A 23,687-nucleotide genomic window follows, 5' to 3' on the forward strand; every position below is an offset into this window, starting at 1 on the left:
AGGAGCATTATTAAAATTCCTTCTTTAACTACAATATTCGTCTATAACTATAAATACAGAAATAATCCTAATTTTATGCACTGATAATTCTTTTATCTGCAAGGGACCGGTACTAAAAATAATATTGAAAATATTCTATATTTTATGAGTTCAATATTAATTAAGTATTTTTATTTATGAAATGGTAAACTTATTTATGAATGATAGTATAGAAGATGCTCCAAAAAAAAAGAAGAAAATAGAGATTTATAAGTGGTTAGGTGTAACACTATTAATAGTGACTGCTATTATTGGAAATGTTATATATCATGATATATTATTTCCAGTTCGTGTACTTGTAATTATGTTATTAATGATAGCAGCAATTATCCTTGCACTATTTACTATACAAGGCAAAACAGCATTAAATTTTACATACCAAGCTCATAATGAGCTTCGTAAAATTATCTGGCCTACTCGTCAGGAAACGTTCCATACTACATTTATTGTTAGTGCGGTAACTGCTATAATGTCATTCATTTTATGGGGACTGGATAGTATCCTAGTCCGCCTGGTATCATTTATTACTGGCCTGAGGTTTTAAGATGTCGGAAGCCCCACAAAAACGTTGGTATGTCATACAGGCGTTTTCCGGTTTTGAAAGTCGCGTAGCTCAATCATTGCGCGAGCATATTAAGTTGAATAATATGGAAAAATTATTTGGCGATATTATGGTACCCACCGAAGAAGTAGTTGAGATCCGTCGAGGCCAGCGTCGAAAAAGTGAGCGTAAGTTTTTCCCAGGATACGTGTTAGTTCAAATGATTATGCATGACGCTAGCTGGCATCTTGTGCGAAAAATACCACGAGTAATGGGGTTTATCGGTGGAACGTCTGATCATCCAGCACCAATTAGTAACAAAGAAGTAAAAGCTATCGCCACTCTTTTGCAAAAAATTGGAGATAAACCACGCCCTAAAACACTATTTGAACCCGGTGAGATTGTGCGTGTCAATGACGGGCCATTTTCTGATTTTAATGGCGTAGTAGAAGAAGTTGATTACGAAAAAAGTCGTTTAAAAGTATCCGTTTCTATATTTGGCCGCGCAACACCAGTAGAGTTAGATTTTGCTCAAGTAGAAAAAGGGTAAGAATTACAATAACCTATATGAATTATAATAACCTATATAATCTGATATATATATTTAATGCGTTATCTGAAAAACTCAACTGTTAATTTTATCCCATATGATGAGTATATCAACATTGCGAGAGTCATGTAATTACTATTACATCAGTATATTTTTAAAGACTACTACATATATATTATATAGCTATATATAATGTGCTATTATATATTCATTTTTATATATTATATATCTGTAGAATAGTTATAGAAAGTTTACTAGATTAAAAAAATTATCACTCTATTCGAGGCATTACAATGGCTAAGAAAGTACAAGCCTACATTAAGCTGCAAGTTGCAGCTGGCATGGCAAACCCGAGTCCTCCAGTAGGTCCGGCTCTCGGTCAGAAAGGGGTAAATATTATGGAATTCTGTAAAGCATTTAATGCTAAAACAGAATCAATGGAAAAAGGGGTTCCGATTCCAGTCGTAATTACTGTTTACTCTGATCGCTCTTTTATTTTTATTACTAAAACACCTCCTTCAGCAGTCTTGTTAAAGAAAGCAGCTGGTATAAAATCCGGATCTAGTCAATCAAAAAAAGATAAAGTTGGCACTTTATCACATGCTCAAATACGTAATATAGCAGAAATTAAAGCAGCAGATATGACTGGAGCTAATATTGAAGCAATCAGCCGTTCAATTTTAGGAACTGCTTACTCTATGGGGTTAGTAGTAGAGGAATAATAAAATGATCAAGCTAACTAAACGTATGCGTATAATTCGTGAACGCATCCATTCTGCTCAATTATATGATATTAATCAAGCGCTGATTTTAATAAAAGAACTAGCCAGCGCGCGCTTTATCGAGAGTGTTGATGTAGCGGTAAACTTAGGGATTGATGCACGAAGATCTGATCAAAACATACGAGGATATGTTATACTTCCACATGGCACTGGTCGTTTTGTTCGAGTAGCAGTATTTGCCCATAGAGATGATGCTGTAGCTGCTAAAGCCTCTGGAGCTGAACTTATTGGAATGGAAGATCTAGCAGAAAAGATCAAAAAAGGTGAATTAAACTTTGATGTTGTGATTGCATCTCCAGATGCAATGCATATCGTTAGTCAAGTAGGTCAGATCCTTGGACCACGCGGTTTAATGCCAAATCCAAAAATAGGTACAGTTACACCTAATATTGGAGAAGCAGTCAAAAACGCTAAATCTGGTCAAGTTTGTTATCGTAATGACAAAAACGGCATAATACATCTTACTATTGGTAAAGTAAGTTTTAGTTCAGAGCAATTAATTGATAACTTAGAATCTTTTCTTTTTTCGATAAAAAAATCCAGACCTCCTCAGGTAAAAGGACTTTTTATTAAAAAAATTAGTCTTTCTAGTACCATGGGCGCAAGTTTAACAATAAATCCAGTAAGTCTTAAATCCTGTATAACTTAATATTTACATTCTCACATATCTTAATTATTTTAATCTTAAATGTTACAACTTGTATTTGAATTGCGTCCATATGAAAATATAATTTTCAAAAAAAAATCACTTGTGTAGTGATTATTTTACATTTTAACCTACAGAAAGGAAATAGTCATTGCATTATATAATAGTTGATTATTAGGTACTTTAGGTACGATAACTTGAAAAATATCGACCGTATCAAGCTCTCACTGATTTAAAGGATTGCGCAGTTTTAAACACATTAATCTTAATTCATGAAACCACATTAGAGTGTTTATTAAAACATAGGCGTCTCAATCATATATTTTGTATTTAAAACCGAATGATATTGATACGAAATATTTTATACCATAATTTTTTGTGCAATCGGTGATAAAAGCAAAAATAATTTTAACATATATTCTTAACTTTAAATTCTGCTTATCATAATGCTTTATAATCAATGTGTTCTGGCATGAATGAGTTAAGTAAAATATGAGTTTTTAGGTGATCTCAGTTATCACCCAGGAGAACATACTAATGCCCTTGAATCTTCAAGACAAAAAAGCAATTGTTTCTGAAGTTACTAAAATAACGAAAAGCGCATTATCTGCGGTAGTGGCAAATTCCCGTGGTGTAAATGTAGACAAAATGACTGAACTGCGCAAATCAGGCCGAGAAGCGGGGGTGCATATGTGTGTCATCCGTAATACTTTATTACATCGCGCCATCATAGGAACAAAATTTGAGTGTCTAAAAAATATTTTGACTGGGCCAACTTTAATTGCTTACTCTATGGATCATCCAGGGGCTGCAGCCCGTCTATTTAAAGATTTTTCTAAGAAAAATGTTAACTTCAAAATCAAAGCTGCAGCTTTTGATGGGGCGCTAATTAGTTCAGATCACATTGATCGACTCGCGACTTTGCCAACTTACAATGAGTCCATTCAGCAGCTTATGGCAACCATCCGAGAAGCAGCTGCCGGAAAACTAGTCCGAACTTTAGTTGCCGTTTATGACCAAAAAAAAGCAACTGTGACAGTTTAGTAAAAATATCTTAATGAGACTTTCGCAGTTTTACACATTATATAATAAATTATTTTTAAATCTAGGAATATGAGATGTCACTCACTAAAGAGCAAATTATTGAAGGCATTGCAGATTTATCTGTAATGGAAATTATTGATTTAATCTCTTCTATGGAAGAAAAATTTGGGGTATCAGCAGCTTCGTATACCGTTTCAGGGCCTGTTGACGAGGCGGAAGATATAGAAGAAAAAACTGAATTTGATGTAATACTTAAATCTATGGGTAGTAATAAAATTGCTGTCATAAAAGCAGTTAGAAGTGCCACTGGATTAGGCCTAAAAGAAGCTAAGGATTTGGTGGAATCTGCACCGACTACATTAAAAGAAGGCATCAGCAAAGAAGATTCAGAATCTTTACAAAAAATACTAGAATCAGCGGGTGCACTAGTAGAAGTTAGATAAATACTATTATAGATTATAAGACAATACAGTTTGGTCACTAGTTGTTCCTAAAGTATCAAATATTTTGATAGATACAGTATAATGTTTATTATATTTTACATTTTAATCTAAAATTAAATTAATAGCTTGTGCTGATTAATAACTAGAGATTAGAGATTCTGTTTATGATTATAATCTCTAAAGTGGATAGACGGAAATACTATCAAAAGATTATCTACTATCTGAATCATTCAACAGCATTAAAGAACTGTCCCCATGGACGGAGAAAAAGGTTCTATTTTTCAGCGAGCTGAGGAACCCCATGGTTTACTCTTATACCGAAAAAAAACGTATTCGTAAGGATTTTGGTAAGCGTCCACAAGTTTTGGACATTCCTTATCTCCTTTCTATCCAACTTAACTCGTTTCAGAAATTCATCGAGAAAGATCCAAAAGGTCAATACGGTCTAGAGGCAGCATTTCGTTCCGTATTTCCAATTCAAAGCTATAGTGCTCATTCTGAACTACAGTACGTTAGTTACTGTTTAGGCGAACCTATCTTTGATGTAAAAGAATGTCAAATTCGTGGCATTACTTTTTGTGCTCCACTACGCGTAAAGTTACGACTGGTCATCTATGAACGAGAAGCGCCATCAGGTACCGTAAAAGACATAAAAGAGCAAGAGGTATACATGGGTGAAATTCCACTTATGACTGCTAATGGTACTTTTATTATTAATGGTACAGAACGAGTAATTGTATCTCAGCTCCATCGTAGCCCAGGTGTATTTTTCGATAGCGATAAAGGAAAAACGCACTCTTCAGGTAAAGTATTGTACAACGCACGTATTATTCCATATCGTGGCTCTTGGCTAGATTTTGAATTTGATCCAAAAGATCATTTATTTGTTCGAATTGATCGACGTCGCAAGCTTCCTGTAACTACTATTTTGAGAGCGCTGAATTATACTTCTGAGCAGATTTTAGATTTATTTTTTGAAAAAGTAGTATATCACATTCATGATAATAAATTACGGATGGAGTTAATTCCCGAGCGACTACGTGGTGAAACAGCAACTTTCGATATCAAATCACATGATACTGTATACGTCGAAAAAGGACGACGCATTACTGCACGTCATATTCGTCATCTGGAAAAAGACGGAATAACTGATATTCAGGTACCACTTGATTATATTAATAATAAAGTTATTGCACAAGACTATATTGATAAAAATACTGGTGAAATCCTGATTACAGCAAATATGCCCTTATCAATAGATTTGTTGACAAAACTAAGAAAATCAGGGCATAACACCATTAAAACTATTTTTACTAATGATCTTGATCACGGTCCATATATTTCCGAAGTTATGCGCATTGACCCAACAATTGATCGTTTAAGTGCTTTACTAGAGATATATCGCATGATGCGCCCTGGTGAGCCACCAACTCATGAAGCAGCAGAAAATTTATTCGAGAATTTATTTTTTTCAGAAGAACGCTACGACCTATCTAAAGTAGGTCGTATGAAATTCAATCGCTCCCTCAATCGTAAAAATGTAGAGGGTCCCGGGGTCCTAAATAAAGAAGACATCATTCAAGTCATGCAGAAACTTATTGGGATCCGTAACGGCATGGGTGAGGTAGACGATATCGATCATCTCGGTAATCGTCGTATTCGCTCTGTTGGAGAAATGGCTGAAAATCAATTTCGTGTTGGTCTGATTCGTGTAGAGAGAGCAGTAAAAGAACGCCTATCTTTAGGTGATCTCGATACGCTGATGCCTCAGGACATGATCAACGCAAAACCTATTTCTGCATCAGTAAAAGAGTTTTTTGGATCTAGTCAGCTATCTCAGTTTATGGATCAAAATAATCCTTTATCTGAAATTACACATAAACGTCGTATTTCTGCCTTAGGACCTGGAGGTTTAACACGTGAACGTGCAGGATTTGAAGTAAGAGATGTTCATCCAACTCATTACGGGCGTGTATGTCCTATTGAGACCCCAGAGGGGCCTAATATTGGCTTAATTAACTCTTTATCTGTATATGCACAGACAAACGAATACGGTTTTTTAGAAACTCCATACCGACGAGTTCATAATGGAGCTGTGACAAATGACATTCATTATCTCTCAGCTATAGAGGAAGGTAACTACATTATTGCACAGGCTAACACAAACCTTAATAAATCAGGTGAAATTATTGATGATCTAGTCACTTGCCGTAATAATGGAGAATCAAGTTTATTTAGTTCTGATCAGATTAATTATATGGATGTTTCCACTCAACAAATTGTCTCTGTTGGTGCCTCGCTCATACCATTTCTAGAGCACGATGACGCAAATCGTGCATTAATGGGGGCAAATATGCAGCGTCAAGCAGTTCCTACTTTACGCGCTGAAAAACCACTAATAGGTACTGGCATGGAACGCGCTGTCGCTGTCGATTCTGGTGTAACTGCTGTAGCAAAACGTGGTGGTCTTGTTCAATATGTAGATGCTTCACGTATTGTTATTAAAGTTAATGACAATGCAATTCATTCAGATGAAGCTGGCATAGATATTTATAATCTTACCAAATATACGCGATCTAATCAAAACACTTGTATTAATCAAATGCCATGTGTAAATCTTGGTGATATCATTGAACGCGGTGATGTCCTTGCTGATGGTCCTGCAACTGATCTTGGTGAGTTAGCTCTTGGTCAAAACATGCGCGTAGCTTTTATGCCATGGAATGGCTATAATTTCGAAGACTCTATATTAATCTCTGAACGCGTACTGCAGGATGATTGTTTTACTAGTATCCATATCCAAGAGTTATCCTGTATATCACGTGATACAAAACTAGGAGCAGAAGAAATCAGTGCTGATATTCCAAATGTAGGTGAAGCTGCACTGTCTAAACTAGATGAATCTGGTATTGTGTACATTGGCGCTGAAGTTACCGGGGGTGATATTTTAGTTGGAAAAGTTACACCAAAAGGTGAAACTCAATTAACACCTGAAGAAAAGCTACTCCGTGCTATTTTTGGTGAAAAAGCATCTGATGTTAAAGACTCATCCCTTAGAGTGCCTAATGGTGTATCAGGTACAGTAATTGACGTTCAAATTTTTACACGTGACGGAATAGAAAAAGATGAACGCACCTTAGATATTGAAGAAATACAAGTAAAACATGTAAAGAAAGATTTAGCTGAAAAATTAAAGATCCTTGAAAAAAACTTATTTAATCGCATTCAAGCTCTTCTTCTTGCTAATGGTGTAGAAGCAGACAAACTTAATAGCCTTCCTCGAACAAGATGGTTAGAAATTAATTTATCTGATAAAGATAGCAAGAGCCAATTAATAAATCTCACTGACCAGTATCATGAGTTAAAAAATGAGTTTGAAAAAAGACTTAATGAAAAACGCCGAAAAATCACACAAGGGGATGATTTAGCGCCCGGAATATTAAAAATAGTTAAAGTGTACTTAGCTGTAAAGCGTCAAATTCAACCTGGTGATAAAATGGCTGGCCGCCATGGAAATAAAGGTGTTATCTCAAAAATTAATCCAATTGAAGATATGCCTTATGATGAACATGGTATTCCAGTAGATATTGTCTTAAATCCATTGGGTGTACCATCACGTATGAATATTGGTCAAATTCTCGAAACTCATCTTGGCATGGCTGCAAAAGGCATTGGAGAAAAAATCAATAAACTTCTAGAAAAAAAATCAGAAATCTCTGAATTACGTGAGTTTATGCAGATAGCCTACAATCTAGGTACCAATATACGCCAAAAAGTCAACTTAAATAATTTTACAGATAACGAAATATTATCTTTAGCTAAAAATTTAAAAGCAGGTATGCCAATTGCTACCCCGGTGTTCGATGGCGCGCAAGAGAGTGAAATCAAGGATCTATTACAACTCGGTGGACTACCATCTTCCGGTCAGATTACTTTATTTGATGGTCGTACTGGTGAAAAATTTGAACGTAAGGTTACTGTAGGGTATATGTATATGCTTAAACTTAACCATTTAGTAGATGATAAAATGCACGCACGTTCAACTGGATCATACAGTCTTGTAACACAACAACCCTTAGGTGGTAAAGCGCAATTTGGTGGTCAACGCTTCGGTGAGATGGAAGTGTGGGCATTAGAAGCATATGGTGCAGCGTATACCTTACAGGAAATGTTAACTGTAAAATCTGACGATGTAAATGGTCGAACCAAAATGTATAGAAATATTGTCGATGGTAACCATCAGATGGAACCGGGTATGCCAGAATCATTCAATGTCCTCTTACAAGAAATCCGATCTTTAGGTATTAATATTGACCTAGAAGATGAATAATTAACTGGCATCTGCTGTACTGTTTACAGTGCGCTCAAGGTTCTTAAAGTACCTCTGAGCAGTCCTATCCGACCGGAGCTAATGCGTGAAAGACTTAATAAAATTATTAAAAACACAACATCATGCTGAAGAATTTGATGCAATTAAGATTGCTCTGGCATCGCCAGATACGATTCGTTTATGGTCTTTTGGTGAAGTAAAAAAACCAGAGACTATTAATTACCGGACCTTCAAGCCTGAACGTGACGGACTTTTTTGCGCACGAATCTTTGGCCCTGTCAAAGACTATGAGTGTTTATGTGGTAAATATAAGCGCCTGAAGCATCGCGGTGTTATATGTGAGAAATGCGGTGTAGAAGTGACACAAACTAAGGTACGTCGTGAAAGAATGGGGCATATTGAACTCGCGTCTCCTATTGCACATATTTGGTTCCTTAAATCACTACCATCACGTATTGGGTTACTATTAGATATGCCGTTGCGTGATATTGAAAGAGTGCTATATTTCGAATCTTATATTGTTATCGAGAGTGGGATGACTAGTCTTGAGAAATATCAACTCCTAACGGAAGAGCAATATCTTGATGCCCTGGAAGAGTTTGGTGATGAATTTGAGGCAACAATAGGAGCTGCAGCTATTCAAACTCTTTTTAAAAATATTAACCTCGATAAAGAGTGCGAACAGTTACGTGTTGAATTAAATGAATCTAACTCTGAGACTAAACGTAAAAAATTAACAAAACGTATAAAATTACTTGAAGCATTTATGCAATCTGGTAATAAACCAGAATGGATGATCCTTAATGTTCTTCCGGTATTACCGCCTGATTTGCGACCTCTTGTGCCATTAGATGGTGGTCGTTTTGCAACATCTGACTTAAATGATTTATATCGTCGTGTGATTAATCGTAATAATCGTTTAAAGCGCTTACTAGATCTAGCGGCGCCAGATATTATCGTGCGTAATGAAAAGCGCATGTTACAAGAAGCAGTGGATGCTCTCTTAGATAACGGACGTCGCGGTCGTGCAATTACTGGTTCTAATAAACGCCCTTTGAAATCTTTAGCAGATATGATAAAAGGTAAGCAAGGTCGATTCCGTCAAAACCTTTTAGGTAAACGCGTTGATTATTCTGGTCGATCAGTTATTACAGTAGGACCATGCCTACACTTACATCAGTGTGGTCTACCGAAAAAAATGGCATTAGAACTCTTCAAGCCATTTATTTACGGAACTCTAGAACTTCGTGGTCTTGCGACGACGATTAAAGCAGCAAAAAAAATGGTTGAAAGAGAAGAATCAGTAGTCTGGGACATATTAGAGGAGGTTATCCGTGAACATCCAGTACTGCTAAATCGCGCTCCAACTCTACATCGTTTAGGTATCCAGGCTTTCGAACCGGTTCTGATTGAAGGAAAAGCAATACAATTACATCCATTAGTCTGTGCAGCATATAATGCTGACTTTGATGGTGATCAAATGGCTGTTCATGTTCCTCTAACTATGGAAGCTCAACTAGAGGCGCGTGTTCTCATGATGTCAACTAATAATATCTTATCACCGGCAAATGGTGAGCCAATTATTGTTCCATCTCAAGACGTAGTACTAGGTCTATATTACATGACTCGAGATTGCGTTAATGCCAAAGGTGAAGGAATGATATTAGGTAGCGCAAAAGAAGCTGAACGAATGTATCGCGCTGGCCTTGCTTCACTGCATGCTCGCGTTAAAGTACGTATTACAGAATACACAAAAAACGAAAAGGAGCAATGGAACTCTAATACTCATATTATTAATACTACCATCGGTCGATCTGTACTATGGATGATCGTACCAAAAGGTTTGCCTTTTTCAATAGTAAATCAAACATTAGGTAAACAAGCTATTTCGCAAATGCTAAATACTTGTTATCGTATTTTAGGACTAAAAGAAACTGTGATTTTTGCTGATCAAACTATGTATACTGGCTTTACATATGCAGCGCGTTCTGGTACGTCTGTAGGTATTGATGACATGGTTATTCCTCAGAAAAAAATAGATATCATTCGAGAGGCAGAGGCAGAAGTCACGGAAATACAAAAACAATTTCAGTCTGGCCTGGTAACAGTTGGAGAAAGATATAATAAAGTGATTGATATCTGGGCAGCAGCAAATGAACGCGTTGCTCAAGCTATGATGGAAAACCTATCTACAGAAGTTGTAGTTAATTCTAGAGGTGTCTCAGAACGTCAAATTTCTTTCAATAACATTTTTATGATGGCTGACTCTGGTGCTAGAGGCTCTGCAGCGCAAATCCGTCAACTAGCAGGCATGAGAGGGTTGATGGCAAAACCAGATGGGTCCATTATTGAAACACCTATTACCGCAAATTTTCGTGAAGGGTTAAACGTTCTTCAATATTTTATTTCAACACATGGTGCACGCAAGGGGCTTGCGGATACTGCGTTAAAAACTGCTAACTCAGGTTATCTAACACGTAGACTGGTGGATGTAGCACAGGATCTCATAGTTACTGAAGATGACTGCGGTACACACGAAGGTATTTTAATGACACCTTTAATCGAAGGTGGAGATGTGAAAGAGCCACTACGAGAACGTGTACTAGGTCGCGTAACATCAGAAGATGTCCTAAATCCAGGAACTCTTTCAATACTATTACTACGCAATACACTCCTACATGAGCAGGAGTGTGACATATTAGAAGCACATTCGGTAGACAGCTTAAAGGTAAGATCAGTAGTAAGCTGTGAAACTGACTTTGGCGTTTGCGCTCATTGTTATGGTCGAGATCTTGCACGGGGTCATATCATCAATAAAGGTGAGGCAATTGGAGTTATTGCTGCTCAGTCTATAGGGGAGCCGGGTACGCAATTAACAATGCGTACCTTTCATATTGGTGGAGCAGCATCACGCGCAGCAGCTGAATCTAGCATTCAGGTCCAGAATAAAGGAACAGTAAAATTAATAAACGCAAAATCAGTTACTAATTCTGAAGGGAAGCTGGTAATTACATCACGTAACACTGAACTAAAAATAATAGATGAATTTGGGCGTACCAAAGAAAGCTATAAAATTCCCTATGGAACTACGATGCTAAAAAGCACACAAGAAAATGTCTCCGCTGGGGAGACGGTTGCTTACTGGGATCCGCATACTATGCCGGTAGTTACTGAAGTTAGCGGATTTATTCGGTTTACAGATATCATTGATGGTTTAACTATAACTCGCCAGACTGATGAGTTAACTGGTCTATCTTCTCTTGTGGTCCTTGATAGCGCTGAAAGAACTACTGTTGGGAAGGATCTGCGTCCAGCCCTTAAAATACTAGATAGCAATAATCAAGACATTATGAATCCAGGCTCTGAGATGCCTGTACAGTATTTTCTTCCAGGAAAAGCTATTGTACAACTGGAAGATGGCGCAAAAATTAGTGCTGGTGATACACTAGCTCGTGTCCCACAAGAGTCTGTCGGTACTAAAGATATTACTGGTGGTCTTCCTCGCGTTGCTGATCTTTTTGAAGCTCGTCGCCCTAAAGAGCCGGCTATTTTAGCTGAAATTAGTGGTATTATTTCCTTCGGTAAAGAAACAAAAGGTAAACGTAGGCTTCTCATTACACCCGTTAATGGTAATGATGCATATGAAGAAATGATTCCAAAGTGGAGACAGTTAAATGTATTTGAAGGTGAACACGTAGAGCGGGGGGACGTTGTCTCTGATGGTCCTGAGTCACCACATGACATTCTTCGCTTACGCGGTGTACATGCCGTTACTCGTTATATTACTAATGAAGTCCAAGAAGTGTATCGCTTACAAGGTGTAAAGATTAATGATAAACATATTGAGGTTATTATTCGTCAAATGCTACGTAAAGTCACCATTCAAAACGCGGGAGATTCTGATTTTCTGACTGGGGAGCAAGCTGAATTCTCTCGTGTAAGGATAACTAACCGTAACTTAGAAGAGAACGGTAAAATTGAAGCAACTTTTGTTCGTAATCTTCTAGGTATTACAAAAGCCTCTCTAGCAACCGAATCGTTTATTTCTGCTGCTTCTTTTCAAGAAACAACCCGTGTTCTCACTGAAGCTGCAGTTGCAGGTAAGTATGATAAACTACGTGGCTTAAAAGAAAATGTTATTGTTGGTCGATTAATCCCAGCGGGTACTGGTTATTCATACCATAAAGATCGTATTCGCCAAAATAAATCAGATGAAAAATCTACTTTACATAATATTACTGCTGATTCCGCTGCCGCGAGCTTAACGGAGTTACTCAATTCTGGTTTTGATAAATTCACATCAGATTCATGATTTTATCATTACTCATAATTATTTATATAACACATGAGTGTAACTATCATGAATAATATAGTTCGTATTGGTATTGTTGGTTCCGATGGACGAATGGGAAGGCAATTAATAAAATCTATCATACAGACTCCTGGGGTTCTTTTAGGAGCTGTAGTAGTAAACACTTGCTCATGGCTGATAGGACATGATGCAGGGACATTAGTTAATCATTCAGTATTAGGTATTCCTATTACTGATAAGCTTGATGCAGTAATTAATAATTTTGATATTCTGATTGATTTCACTAGTCCACAAGGAACCTTAACCTATCTACCATTTTGCAAAAAACATCATAAAAGCATGGTAATTGGTACGACTGGATTTAATGATGTAGAGATAATGCTGATCAAAAATTCTTCTCAGGAAATACCAATTGTTTATTCTTCTAACTTCAGTATCGGAGCTACTTTAATACTGAAGGTAGTAGAAAAAATAGCAACAGTTATGGGGGAACGCGCGGATATTGAAATAATGGAAGCGCATCATCGAAAAAAAGTCGACTCACCATCTGGAACTGCATTAGCTATGGGAGAAGCTATCGCTAAAGTACTGAAATGGGACTTTAGTCGACATGCGGTCTATTCTAAAGATAGAGTTACCGGACCACGCTTAGAAAAAACTATTGGTTTCACAAGCATACGATGTGGAAATATCATCGGAGAACATAAGGCTCTATTTGCAGATATTGATGAACATATTGAGATTAGCCACAAATCTTTAGATCGTTCTGTCTTTGCAAAGGGCGCGATTACAGCAGCTTTATGGTTGCATACTAAAAAAACAGGTTTTTTTAGTATGATTGATGTATTAGAATTACAAGATATATAATATATAATTATATTATATATCTTGTATATTCAAACGATAATAATTTTTTTATTTTAGCGTTGTAAAACATCAGGACGCTTCATAAAGCGAAAAAAGTCAGTTTCTGGGCTCAAGATTAAAATGTCCTGATGGCTGCTAAAACTATTTTTATAAGCACGTAAGCTACGTAAAAAGGCATAAAAATCAGGATCTTTGCTAAATGCATCAGAAAAGAGTTTTGCAGACTCTGCGTCCCCTTCTCCTTTAGTAATTAAAGCTTGACGACGTGCCTCTGCAAGAGTGCGCTCAACCGCATAATCTGCTTGTGCTCTAACTATTGCTGCTTCCTCGGCGCCTTGTGCACGTTGGCTGCGCGCAACAGATTCTCTCTCAGCACGCATACGTGCGTAGATGGCATCAGAAACTTCAGTTGGAAGATTAATTTGCTTAATGCGTACATCAATAACCTTAATGCCTAGTGCTTCCATGCTGTTTTGATTAACAGGCAAAGTTACAGAATTTTCATTATGATGGTGCAATACATCCAGAGCATTATCCTGGCTTGAGCTACCAGTATTTAATGCGTCACGTACATCAGTAGTGAGTCTACCATGAGAATCAGTTACAATATCCTGAACATCTAGCCGGCCGATTTCAGAACGTAAACGATCACTAAATTTACGCTTCAGCAATACTTCAGCCTGCGAAATATCACCACCATCAGTAGCAAGATAATAACGACTAAAATCACTCACGCGCCATTTGATATATGAATCTACAATCAAATCTTTCTGTTCTTTAGTAACAAATCGATCTGCTTGATTATCCATAGTTTGGATGCGGGCATCAAGTAACTTTACTGATTCTAGTCCAGGAATTTTAAGATGTATACCAGGCATATATACTAATGGTTGATTCTCAGAATTACGTAACACCTTACCAAATCGCATAACAATCCCACGTTCACCTTCCTGAACGATACAAATTGACATACATATTATTCCTAGAACAACCAATACGAAAATAAATGGTTTACGCATCGTTACTCTCTCCCTTGGTTCATGGTGTTAGTGCGTTTAGCATTTATTCGTCTTGCTTCTATAATATCATTTGAGTTAAATATAGTAACATTTTGATGGGTTTTTTCTTTACTATTAACAGTTGATAAAGGGGCAAGATTTTGTAGTTTTTTGACATTATATTGAGGTGTTTTATCAATCTTAGTAGTCTGATGAGAAATAAATTGCTCTATAGGTAACATTATTAAATGATTAGCTTTGTCATTAACTAAAACTTTTCTTGCATAACCTAAAACATGTTCCATAGTCTCGATATATAAACGCTCACGAGTAATTTTTGGTGCAGCTTTATACTCAGGTAAAATACGTGAAAAACTATCTACCTCACCTTGTGCTTCTAAAATAACGCGTGTTTTATACGCACGCGCTTGCTCTAAAATACCTTGTGCGTCACCACGAGCGCGTGGTAATCGATCATTAGCATAAGCCTCGGCTTCACGAACTACTTGTTCTCGATTTTCACGGGCAGCTATTGCATCGTCAAAAGCTGCTTTTACATCTTCTGGTGGACGTGCCGCCTGAAGATTCACATCTAATAATGTAATACCCATATCATATAAGCTAATTGTTTCCTCTAACTCACTCTGTGTCTTGCTGCGAACTACTGTGCGCCCTTCAGTTAAAATACGATCCATTGTTAAATGCCCAATAACACCACGCAAGGCACTGTCAGTTGCCTGTCTCAAGCTATCATCTGCACTATTGACAGAAAATAAATAACGTTCTGGATTAGTAACACGATATTGTACATTCATTTCTACTCGCACAACATTTTCATCAGAAGTCAGCATAGTTCCGGAAGCTGATAATTCACGTACTGCCTCAACATTTACTGCTTGTACCTGATCAATAAAAGTTGGCTTCCAATTTAAACCTGGGTACACTATATGACTAAATTTTCCAAATCTAGTAATTACACCTCTTTCAGCCTCCTTTATAGTATATAGCCCGCTAATACCCCAAACAAAAACTATAGAAGCAATAATAATATACACAAACCGTTCATTAGCACCAGTAACATGAGGAGGTTCACTATGACTATTTTTTTTAGCACTACCTAATCCAAAAAACTGACGAATAAGCTGACTAAACACATTGCTCCAGTTAGTTTCTCTAGTGTTGCATGTTCCTTTATTAGTATTACCTGTAGAATTATCACCCGCATTATGGCTACCGCCCCACGGGTTATTATCCTGTCCATGATTTCCAGGGTGATTCCACGCCATATTTGTGCTCCATTAATAATTTTATGTTGTTATCCGGACAGGTATGACATATCAGGAAATTTATAGAAACAGTGATATCATACAGGTCATAAATCTGTTTCTATTGGTGATTGATTGCACCATATACTAATCAATAATTATTACTACTATTAATATAGATGTCATTTCTTTCACAACACGAACATAATTAAGTTGTGTAGATTGGATACTATATGATCATATTTTTATAAATAACATTCAGGATAAATACAATTTATCTACACATTAATAAAAATTGAGTATGTTAGATATGTGTTATATACCATGATATGTACTATAATAGCGATATATCACACTATATTTATTGCTATATAATATATTTTTAAATAATTATAAAAGTAACATACCTTATTCATAAGTTACCATATTTAGAAAAAACTCATAACGAATTAACAAAAACTCTTTTTAAACTAGGTTATACAAGACAATGTTTATAATATAAAATTTTATAACCATACGACTATACTATTGATTAGTATATCTGTAATGGCTTGCAGACTAACCTCTAAAATCTATCTTAGTAGATTAACAATCTCTAATATCTAATATTTTAGTTACTGCATGTTATTCAAAAACCTAAAATTTTTCAATAAATGGATTGCTTAAACTCAGTATTTTTTATATGTCCAAAAAAAATATTATAACACGATCTCCTAAATTCTAATGCCAGCCCAAATGATACTACTCTAAATATAATGCACTTATAAAGCTATTTGAGTGATGATAGTTATCATCATTAGCACTGAATATAATGATCAAATCTGATCATAGTATTTATACTTTTTTATATAATGAATAAAAAATAAAAAAATACTTACATATCATTACTTAATAAAATTCGTTTTTTACAATAGATTCTGTAATTAGTGCGATTTAATTATTTTATTATTTAAATAAATTTTCTTAAGTGATTTTTTTGTTAAAAAATCTCTAAAATTACATCAATGTAACATCTTATATAAAAAGATTTATTATTCTTAATCCTGCATCAAAATAATCTGCAAGATTTTATTATAAGCATCATCAAATTGGTCACTATCCAGCCAATATACACTGTCCGGCCAACTACGAAGCCAGGTCATTTGGTTTTTCGCTAATCGTCGAGTTGCATAGATAGTTTGACATACCATATTCTGGTAATTTATTTTACCAGATAGATAAGACCACATTTGTCGATATCCTACGCATCGCATAGACGACATGCCAGCATGTAAGTCGCCTCGCTCAAAAAATTTTTTTACCTCATATTCAAACCCTAACTTCAGCATATCATGCACACGTTTTTCAATTCTCTGATTCATTAGATCCCGACTTATAGGCGCAATTGCAAATGTACAAATATTATATGCTAAAGATTGTCCGGATCTTTTAGTTAAGTCAGTAAAGGTTTGACCAGAAATCAAAAAAACCTCTAATGCACGCGATAATCTTTGAGTATCATTAATATGAATATATTTTGCTGCAGTAGGATCGATATAATATAGCTGACGATATACAGTATTCCAACCTTTTGTATGTGCTATATCTTGTATGTATTGACGCACTTCTGGACTTGATGGAGGAAGAGGTGACAATCCATCTTTGAGAGCCTTATAATAAAACATAGTCCCTCCGACTAATAGCGGAATACGTCCACTTTTAGTGATACTGTCCATTTCAATTAATGCATCACGACAAAACTCAGCTGCAGAGTAAGTTTCGGATGGATCTCGAATATTTAATAAACGATGCGGTGAAACAAGAAGCTCTTCTAAAGAAGGCTTAGCAGTACCAATATCCATACCTCTGTAAATTAATGCTGAATCTACACTGATTAGATCTACTAATAACGATTTTTGTAGAGCAAGAGCTAAATTAGTTTTACCTGATGCTGTAGGTCCCATTAAAAAAATGGCCCGCGGATAGTTAATATTTAGTTGTTTACTCATCCTACAATACATTAATCTCTATATGAGTCTATATTTTTTTGAATCTACATCTATTCAGAAAATTAGTGTAATACTCATTTTTTCACACCAAATCAATTTTTAATTTTTTTCCAGAAAAAATTTTAGTCTAGAACATTATATCATTAATACTTTTCCAGAACATAACATGTCCATACTTAGTAATTTGCATTTATTCTATAAATATTCATCTATAGAATATAAAAAAAATCATTTTAAATACAATGCTATTTGCGCCTAGTGATAATCAATAATTTTATTGATATAATTTACTTTTTGATTGTAACTAATTTAGTTAAGCTTTAATTGTAATTTACAAGATCTAGGTTTTTATTTAGCATAAATACCATCTCTAAATTCATATCATCACAGGTAAGCAATGTATTATGATCAATATATTATACTTTTCTATGCTAATAATGTATATTAATTTCTTTAACATTAATTATCTAAACTAAAAGTTTTAATTATAGCTAGAAATAACATCTAATAATATTCCATTATATCATAATCCATTAGTCTCTTAATAATTTTATGCGCTTATAGACAAAAAGTAATATTATTTTCATTTAAAAAAAAATTATATAATAGAAAATTGAATTCATCTTAAATGTTAAAATATAACTTAATTAGAAAAAATTACTATTTAAAAAATTTTATCCTTATGGGTAAACTTATAATTTTACAAGAATAATTGTTAAGTACGTTCTGACTTGATGGTGTGATTAATCGTCATTATCTAACTTTTTCTTTTGCTTTAAGTATATCTTAATAATTATCTCTTTAATTAAGAGACGCCACATTTATTATTCGTATTATTATCAATTTTTTATCATAGTAGAGCTAATAACACTTATAATGAAAAATATCAATATATCATTTAAATTATTTCAATAAAAATATATAATCTATGCTAGATGAAAAAAACCTCAGATCAAATAATAATTGAATAAAATCTATATGATATTATTACACGAAAGTATGACCAATAATTATATTTATATATATAACACAAAAGATATAATTTAAGTAGTACGTTTATTTTAAGCTGCTAATAAAAACAAGAAGCTTACAAAGCAAAAAATTAAATTTATATATGTTACAACCTTATATAGATAAAAAATAGTAATTAATTATATTATATGTTTAAATTAATCAAATAAAACTCTCTAAAAAAGTTAGATTTTTATTGTTACTTCTAGCTTCTAAAGATTAGATATATGTTATAAAATATCTTGATAATAATTAAATAAAATTTAGTATTCATTAATGAAACTAATAGTATAAATTAAGTAAATATTTAAAATATTAGAATAAATCGCTCATGATTAACCTCTCTATCATATCTTATTATATTATATAATATTTTATTCAGCTTAGCTAGAATTGTGCATTTAATTTTGCAATGTTATACCTTAAAAAATATATAGACTTTTCTAATCCCATATTGCTATATATAGATATTTAAGATAAGAATTTTCTCTTTAATGATAGAACTTTTATAAAACATCTAATCAATTAATGCTTCCACCTTCTTGTGATTATAATCTCATCTCAACTAATTTAGCTCTACTAATGAAAACCAAAAAGCTAGTTATTATTCGGCGATACGGATTATTCATTTCTATAGACCACTAAATAATAATAATTATATATATTTTATTCTATCTAATATAAAGCACATGAATCTATATTGTTTATCTTTTGCAATAATATTTTTGATATGATAAGTCTATGGTAAAAATAAATTTTTATTTTATTTTACTTTTTAACATGCATACTTCTTTTAATTTTAACAGAATTGATCCTGTTGGAATCAATTCTGGACATTAATGTTATTTTTGAATTTTACTATACCACACTTAATAATTTTAGAAGGCTACGCATGGTAATACCACAGAAGCTATATTATCTTTTTAATTATATATATTATGATAAAAATACAAAAACAAAATCACACTTTTGAATGAATTTGCGATTTTTTTATATTAAACTATTAGTGTAAATAATATTTATTAAGCTTTCTTCGTAGATATATATTATGGTAAATGCAATGCAAAATAGTTATGCAGGCCTTGATATAATGACTTGCTAAGTCTTTTTTGGTAAAAATGATTAGAAAGAAGTCTTTCTTCTCTGGTATTACTGATAAAACCGATTTCAATTAACAAAGAAGGAATATAAGGTGAACGCAAAACACCAAAGCTTGCATATGCCGGTTTAGACTTATGCAAAGCGCTAACATGCTTTAACTGACATAATACTTTAGTAGCTATCTCGTAACCTACTCGCTGAGCATAAATAAACTGAAGATCCAATAGGGCTTGTCTAACATACCGATCAGTGTAATTACCATCAAGTAAGCTATTTTTATTTTTACGCAAAATGTTAAATTGACCATCTTTTTTTCTCAATCGATTTACTAATTCACGACTAGCACGGCGATTAGATAAAACCCACGCTGAAGCTCCATATGCTCTACGATTATATGCCGAATCTACATGAATAGATATCAGTATACTAGCTTTTTTCTTGTAAGCTATTAATGAGCGCTCTGCAACAGAAATAAAGTGATCGCTATTACGAATCATTACCCCATGAAACATAGGATCGGAATTTAACCATGCCTGAAGTTGACGCGCGATAATAAGAGTTATGTTTTTTTCTTTTAAGCCATATTTGCTAATAGCACCAGGATCTTGTCCACCATGCCCAGCATCAATCGCAACTATAATCTTATTTTTAATATTAGTAGCACTAAGAGTTGCACACCCCTTGGTATTTTTTTTAGTTTGACCAGCGGTATGGGAATATTTTGAGATACTGAGGACAGGTGAAAATATTAGTTTTTTCTTAAACTTACAAGGATGAGCAAAACGGTTTAAACCAATCTTCTTATTGCGAATTATAGTAAATAGAAGATTATAACGAACACCAGTATGATTCATGATAGCTCTTATTTTTCCACAATTTGCTAATTGAAATACTAAACGTAAATTGTGAGAATTATTTACCCTCACTCGAATAAATTGTACGATGCCATCAGAATTAAAGTCCCGTGGTAATCCATTTAGAATAGTACTATCACGAACATTTAAAATTATACGATCAGGATGATGTAAAAAAAAGAAAACATATACTGGCTTATTAGAAAAACTCAGCATAATATTTTCTGAGTTTTGGGTGTTAGAAATATTAATCTCTAATAAAGTAGATGCCTGAACAGAAAAAAAAAAGAATAATGGCATGAAAAATAGCCAATGTTTCATATTTGGTATCATGCTAGAATTTTTGATGCATTATCCACTATAAAATATTTAAATCATTAAAAATAACAAGATATACCTAATTTTAATATATTACAAAATCATTAGATCTGAAGTATAATTTCACATTTGATATATCTACAGCATATTAGATGCGCTATTTAGTTTCTTATTTTGCATGGCTCTGTTTGGTCAAAAGTAATAAAAACATGTATTCTCCTCATTTTAGTTCAGATCATCTATATTATTTAAATAATAATCATATCAAAAAATTAAGCAATTAAACAACTTTTACTGTAATATCAGCATGATTTATGGTCTTTTATTACAATCTGTCATATATATTCTATGTTTTTTAAAAAATAAAATTTTAGATTGCACTTAATAAGTTATTATATGTATAATAAATTAAAATATGCATAAATAGCAGCACTAATATCCTAAAGAATCGAACACTTATGCTACGCTTAAGATAAAATTCTTAAGGTATTTTAATTAAAGAAGCTGATATATACACATTATGAGCAGGAACATAACAAAAATCTAATAACATTAAATATTTTTCATGTATCATAAGCGATTCATAGAATTTATGATCACATTATAGATAGCTAAGAAATAATTAATATTATTCACCTTTAGTAATACTATACCTTTAAATTTTTTATATTCCCTGAAATAATTAGATAATTATATTAATATGACTTAGAACCTTGCACATATTATAACTATATACAAACAATGTAGCTAAATGAAAGCTACTATTAATCATCATAAGAATACATAGATCAAATAAAGAGGTGCAGCTCTTGATAATGTATAAATATATGATATTCCTAGAAATTATTTAAAAAATCCCGAAACATTCAGTTATAGAAAATTAATGCAATATAATTATTGCTCTAGCTAAAAACCAGAGCATTAATTATTCTTGACAAAAAATAATACACGCATCTTCTGTTACTACCAATAAAAATAATATCATCCTTAATGATAGAATAAGAATTATTATAAACTCTATAAAATAACTATCACAAAAAAAGCACAGAGCTCGCAATATTTATAAAATATATGAACGATAATCATATCAATACTACACAAGTCAATAATAAAACAAACGATTATGTGTGTATTGTTAAACGCTCAATATTACATGCTAAATTATTCAGACACTTTGAGACTAACTAATATAAGAAGTTTTTATAAATGATGCATTATTTTACAGTCAAGTGACTTATAGCTATATTTTTTCTAAAATAACTAATATAAATTTACATTTTATCATAAAAATAGATAACTATCTCCTACTAAAGTATCAATCTGTAAAAAATAGATTAACATAAACGCACAGCTGTTTTTAAGAAAAAATAAGAAAGTGAGGTTTATAAAAGATCAATTATCTATTACAATGCAATATCATAGGTTTTTATAATCTATCAATACCTAAAAGATAATCAAAACTACATAAAATGATTAGGCGCATAAAATGAACACTATAAATAAATGGCGTCCAAGTGCGTCACTTGTTAATTTATTTCACCGTGCAAAAATTATCGCTAAAATAAGACGCTTTTTTTACGACCGAGCAATACTAGAAGTGGAAACGCCAGCTATGAGCCAGGCTACGGTAACTGACATAAATATTTCCTCATTTGAGACTTTCTTTTTAAAACCTGAAGACCTACAACATATATCTGGTCTTAAGCTCTGGTTAATAACTAGCCCTGAATATCACATGAAACGTTTACTAGCAGCGGGTAGTGGTCCTATTTATCAGTTATGCCGTAGTTTTCGAAACCAAGAATATGGGCGTTATCATAATCCAGAATTTACAATATTAGAATGGTATCAGCCACACTATAATATGCATCGTTTAATGACTGAAGTTAATGAATTATTACAGGCTATATTATACTGTCCAACAGCAGAAACTTGTTCATATCAGACAGCATTTTTACGCTACTTAGATCTTGACCCATTATCTGCAGATAATTCTCAACTACGCATAGCTGCAGAAAAACTTGGCCTCAATAATCTTACTCAAAACGAAAAAAATCGAGACACAATTTTACAACTTCTCTTTATCAATGGCATAGAGAAGAAAATTAGCACAGAAAGACCCGTATTTATTTATAATTTCCCTGCAACTCAGGCTGCGCTTGCTGTTCTTAGTAAAGAAGATAATCGTGTAGCTGAGCGTTTTGAGGTTTATTTCAAAGGGATTGAGCTTGCAAATGGGTTTTGTGAACTAACAGACGCCGATGAACAACGTCAACGCTTTGAAAGAGATAATTATGAACGCAAGGCTGCAGGTCTATCACAAAAACCTATTGATACTTATTTTTTAGGTGCGTTAATCCAGGGTATGCCAGAGAGCTCTGGCGTTGCATTAGGTGTTGATCGTTTAATTATGCTAGCTCTAAAGGCAGAAAAGTTGAGCGACGTTATTGCCTTTCCAGTAGATCGTTGTTAATTATATATTATCACACTATAATCATTCTAAAAATTACTTACTCTAGCTCTTAATCATCTTTTTAATCCTATGATAATTCTCTGTAGAATTAGTATGAAAAAATTACATAGATTAACCTATAATAT

At 33.7% G+C, this 23,687-nt stretch carries 14 protein-coding genes; 10 read left to right on the top strand and 4 right to left on the bottom strand.

Features of this window, described 5'->3' with window-relative positions; all coding sequences use genetic code 11:
* Positions 1 to 196 precede the first annotated feature (196 nt).
* The 9 genes from secE to dapB all read left to right on the top strand — a co-directional run bounded on the left by secE (position 197) and on the right by dapB (position 13,554).
* Positions 197 to 583 (top strand): preprotein translocase subunit SecE, encoded by a 387-nt coding sequence (gene secE / locus ERCIPSPA2889_RS02070; RefSeq protein WP_157989206.1) that lies wholly within the window; start codon positions 197 to 199, stop codon positions 581 to 583.
* 1 nt (position 584) lies between these two features.
* Positions 585 to 1,130: a transcription termination/antitermination protein NusG gene (gene nusG / locus ERCIPSPA2889_RS02075; protein ID WP_157989207.1), complete on the top strand. Its 546-nt coding sequence runs from the start codon at positions 585 to 587 to the stop codon at positions 1,128 to 1,130.
* A gap of 293 nt (positions 1,131 to 1,423) precedes the next feature.
* On the top strand, positions 1,424 to 1,852 hold the full coding sequence (gene rplK, locus ERCIPSPA2889_RS02080) for a 50S ribosomal protein L11 (RefSeq protein WP_157989208.1): 429 nt from the start codon (positions 1,424 to 1,426) through the stop codon (positions 1,850 to 1,852).
* Between the two features lie 4 nt (positions 1,853 to 1,856).
* The gene (gene rplA / locus ERCIPSPA2889_RS02085; RefSeq protein WP_157989209.1) at positions 1,857 to 2,561 is read left to right on the top strand and encodes a 50S ribosomal protein L1; all 705 of its coding nucleotides are present in this window, start codon (positions 1,857 to 1,859) and stop codon (positions 2,559 to 2,561) included.
* Positions 2,562 to 3,095: 534 nt separating this feature from the next.
* Positions 3,096 to 3,602 carry a 50S ribosomal protein L10 gene (gene rplJ, locus ERCIPSPA2889_RS02090; protein WP_157989210.1) on the top strand — a complete coding sequence of 169 codons (507 nt, stop codon included), beginning with the start codon at positions 3,096 to 3,098 and terminating at the stop codon, positions 3,600 to 3,602.
* 74 nt (positions 3,603 to 3,676) lie between these two features.
* Positions 3,677 to 4,045 (top strand): 50S ribosomal protein L7/L12, encoded by a 369-nt coding sequence (rplL, locus tag ERCIPSPA2889_RS02095; RefSeq protein WP_157989211.1) that lies wholly within the window; start codon positions 3,677 to 3,679, stop codon positions 4,043 to 4,045.
* Positions 4,046 to 4,346: 301 nt separating this feature from the next.
* The gene (gene rpoB / locus ERCIPSPA2889_RS02100; protein WP_157989212.1) at positions 4,347 to 8,375 is read left to right on the top strand and encodes a DNA-directed RNA polymerase subunit beta; all 4,029 of its coding nucleotides are present in this window, start codon (positions 4,347 to 4,349) and stop codon (positions 8,373 to 8,375) included.
* 85 nt (positions 8,376 to 8,460) lie between these two features.
* Positions 8,461 to 12,687: a DNA-directed RNA polymerase subunit beta' gene (gene rpoC, locus ERCIPSPA2889_RS02105; protein WP_157989213.1), complete on the top strand. Its 4,227-nt coding sequence runs from the start codon at positions 8,461 to 8,463 to the stop codon at positions 12,685 to 12,687.
* A 45-nt stretch (positions 12,688 to 12,732) separates the two neighbouring features.
* Entirely contained in the window at positions 12,733 to 13,554 is an 822-nt protein-coding gene (dapB, locus tag ERCIPSPA2889_RS02110; protein WP_157989426.1) for a 4-hydroxy-tetrahydrodipicolinate reductase, read from the top strand.
* A 53-nt stretch (positions 13,555 to 13,607) separates the two neighbouring features.
* Here dapB and hflC read toward each other — a convergent pair whose 3' ends face one another.
* The 4 genes from hflC to ERCIPSPA2889_RS02130 all read right to left on the bottom strand — a co-directional run bounded on the left by hflC (position 13,608) and on the right by ERCIPSPA2889_RS02130 (position 21,071).
* A complete protein-coding gene (gene hflC / locus ERCIPSPA2889_RS02115; protein ID WP_157989214.1) occupies positions 13,608 to 14,573 on the bottom strand; it encodes a protease modulator HflC in 966 nt (321 codons plus the stop codon).
* A 2-nt stretch (positions 14,574 to 14,575) separates the two neighbouring features.
* Positions 14,576 to 15,838 carry an FtsH protease activity modulator HflK gene (hflK, locus tag ERCIPSPA2889_RS02120; RefSeq protein WP_157989215.1) on the bottom strand — a complete coding sequence of 421 codons (1,263 nt, stop codon included), beginning with the start codon at positions 15,836 to 15,838 and terminating at the stop codon, positions 14,576 to 14,578.
* Positions 15,839 to 16,854: 1,016 nt separating this feature from the next.
* Positions 16,855 to 17,805: a tRNA (adenosine(37)-N6)-dimethylallyltransferase MiaA gene (gene miaA, locus ERCIPSPA2889_RS02125; protein WP_157989216.1), complete on the bottom strand. Its 951-nt coding sequence runs from the start codon at positions 17,803 to 17,805 to the stop codon at positions 16,855 to 16,857.
* Positions 17,806 to 19,862: 2,057 nt separating this feature from the next.
* Positions 19,863 to 21,071: an N-acetylmuramoyl-L-alanine amidase gene (locus ERCIPSPA2889_RS02130; protein ID WP_232037611.1), complete on the bottom strand. Its 1,209-nt coding sequence runs from the start codon at positions 21,069 to 21,071 to the stop codon at positions 19,863 to 19,865.
* A 1,504-nt stretch (positions 21,072 to 22,575) separates the two neighbouring features.
* On the opposite strand from ERCIPSPA2889_RS02130, the gene epmA reads away from it, so the two are divergent.
* Complete coding sequence (gene epmA / locus ERCIPSPA2889_RS02135; RefSeq protein WP_157989218.1) at positions 22,576 to 23,562, top strand: elongation factor P--(R)-beta-lysine ligase; 987 nt, start codon at positions 22,576 to 22,578, stop codon at positions 23,560 to 23,562.
* The last annotated feature ends 125 nt before the right edge of the window (positions 23,563 to 23,687 follow it).

Origin of the sequence: Candidatus Erwinia haradaeae (assembly GCF_900698985.1) — a bacterium.
GTDB classification, from domain to species: Bacteria; Pseudomonadota; Gammaproteobacteria; order Enterobacterales; family Enterobacteriaceae; genus Erwinia_E; species Erwinia_E haradaeae_B.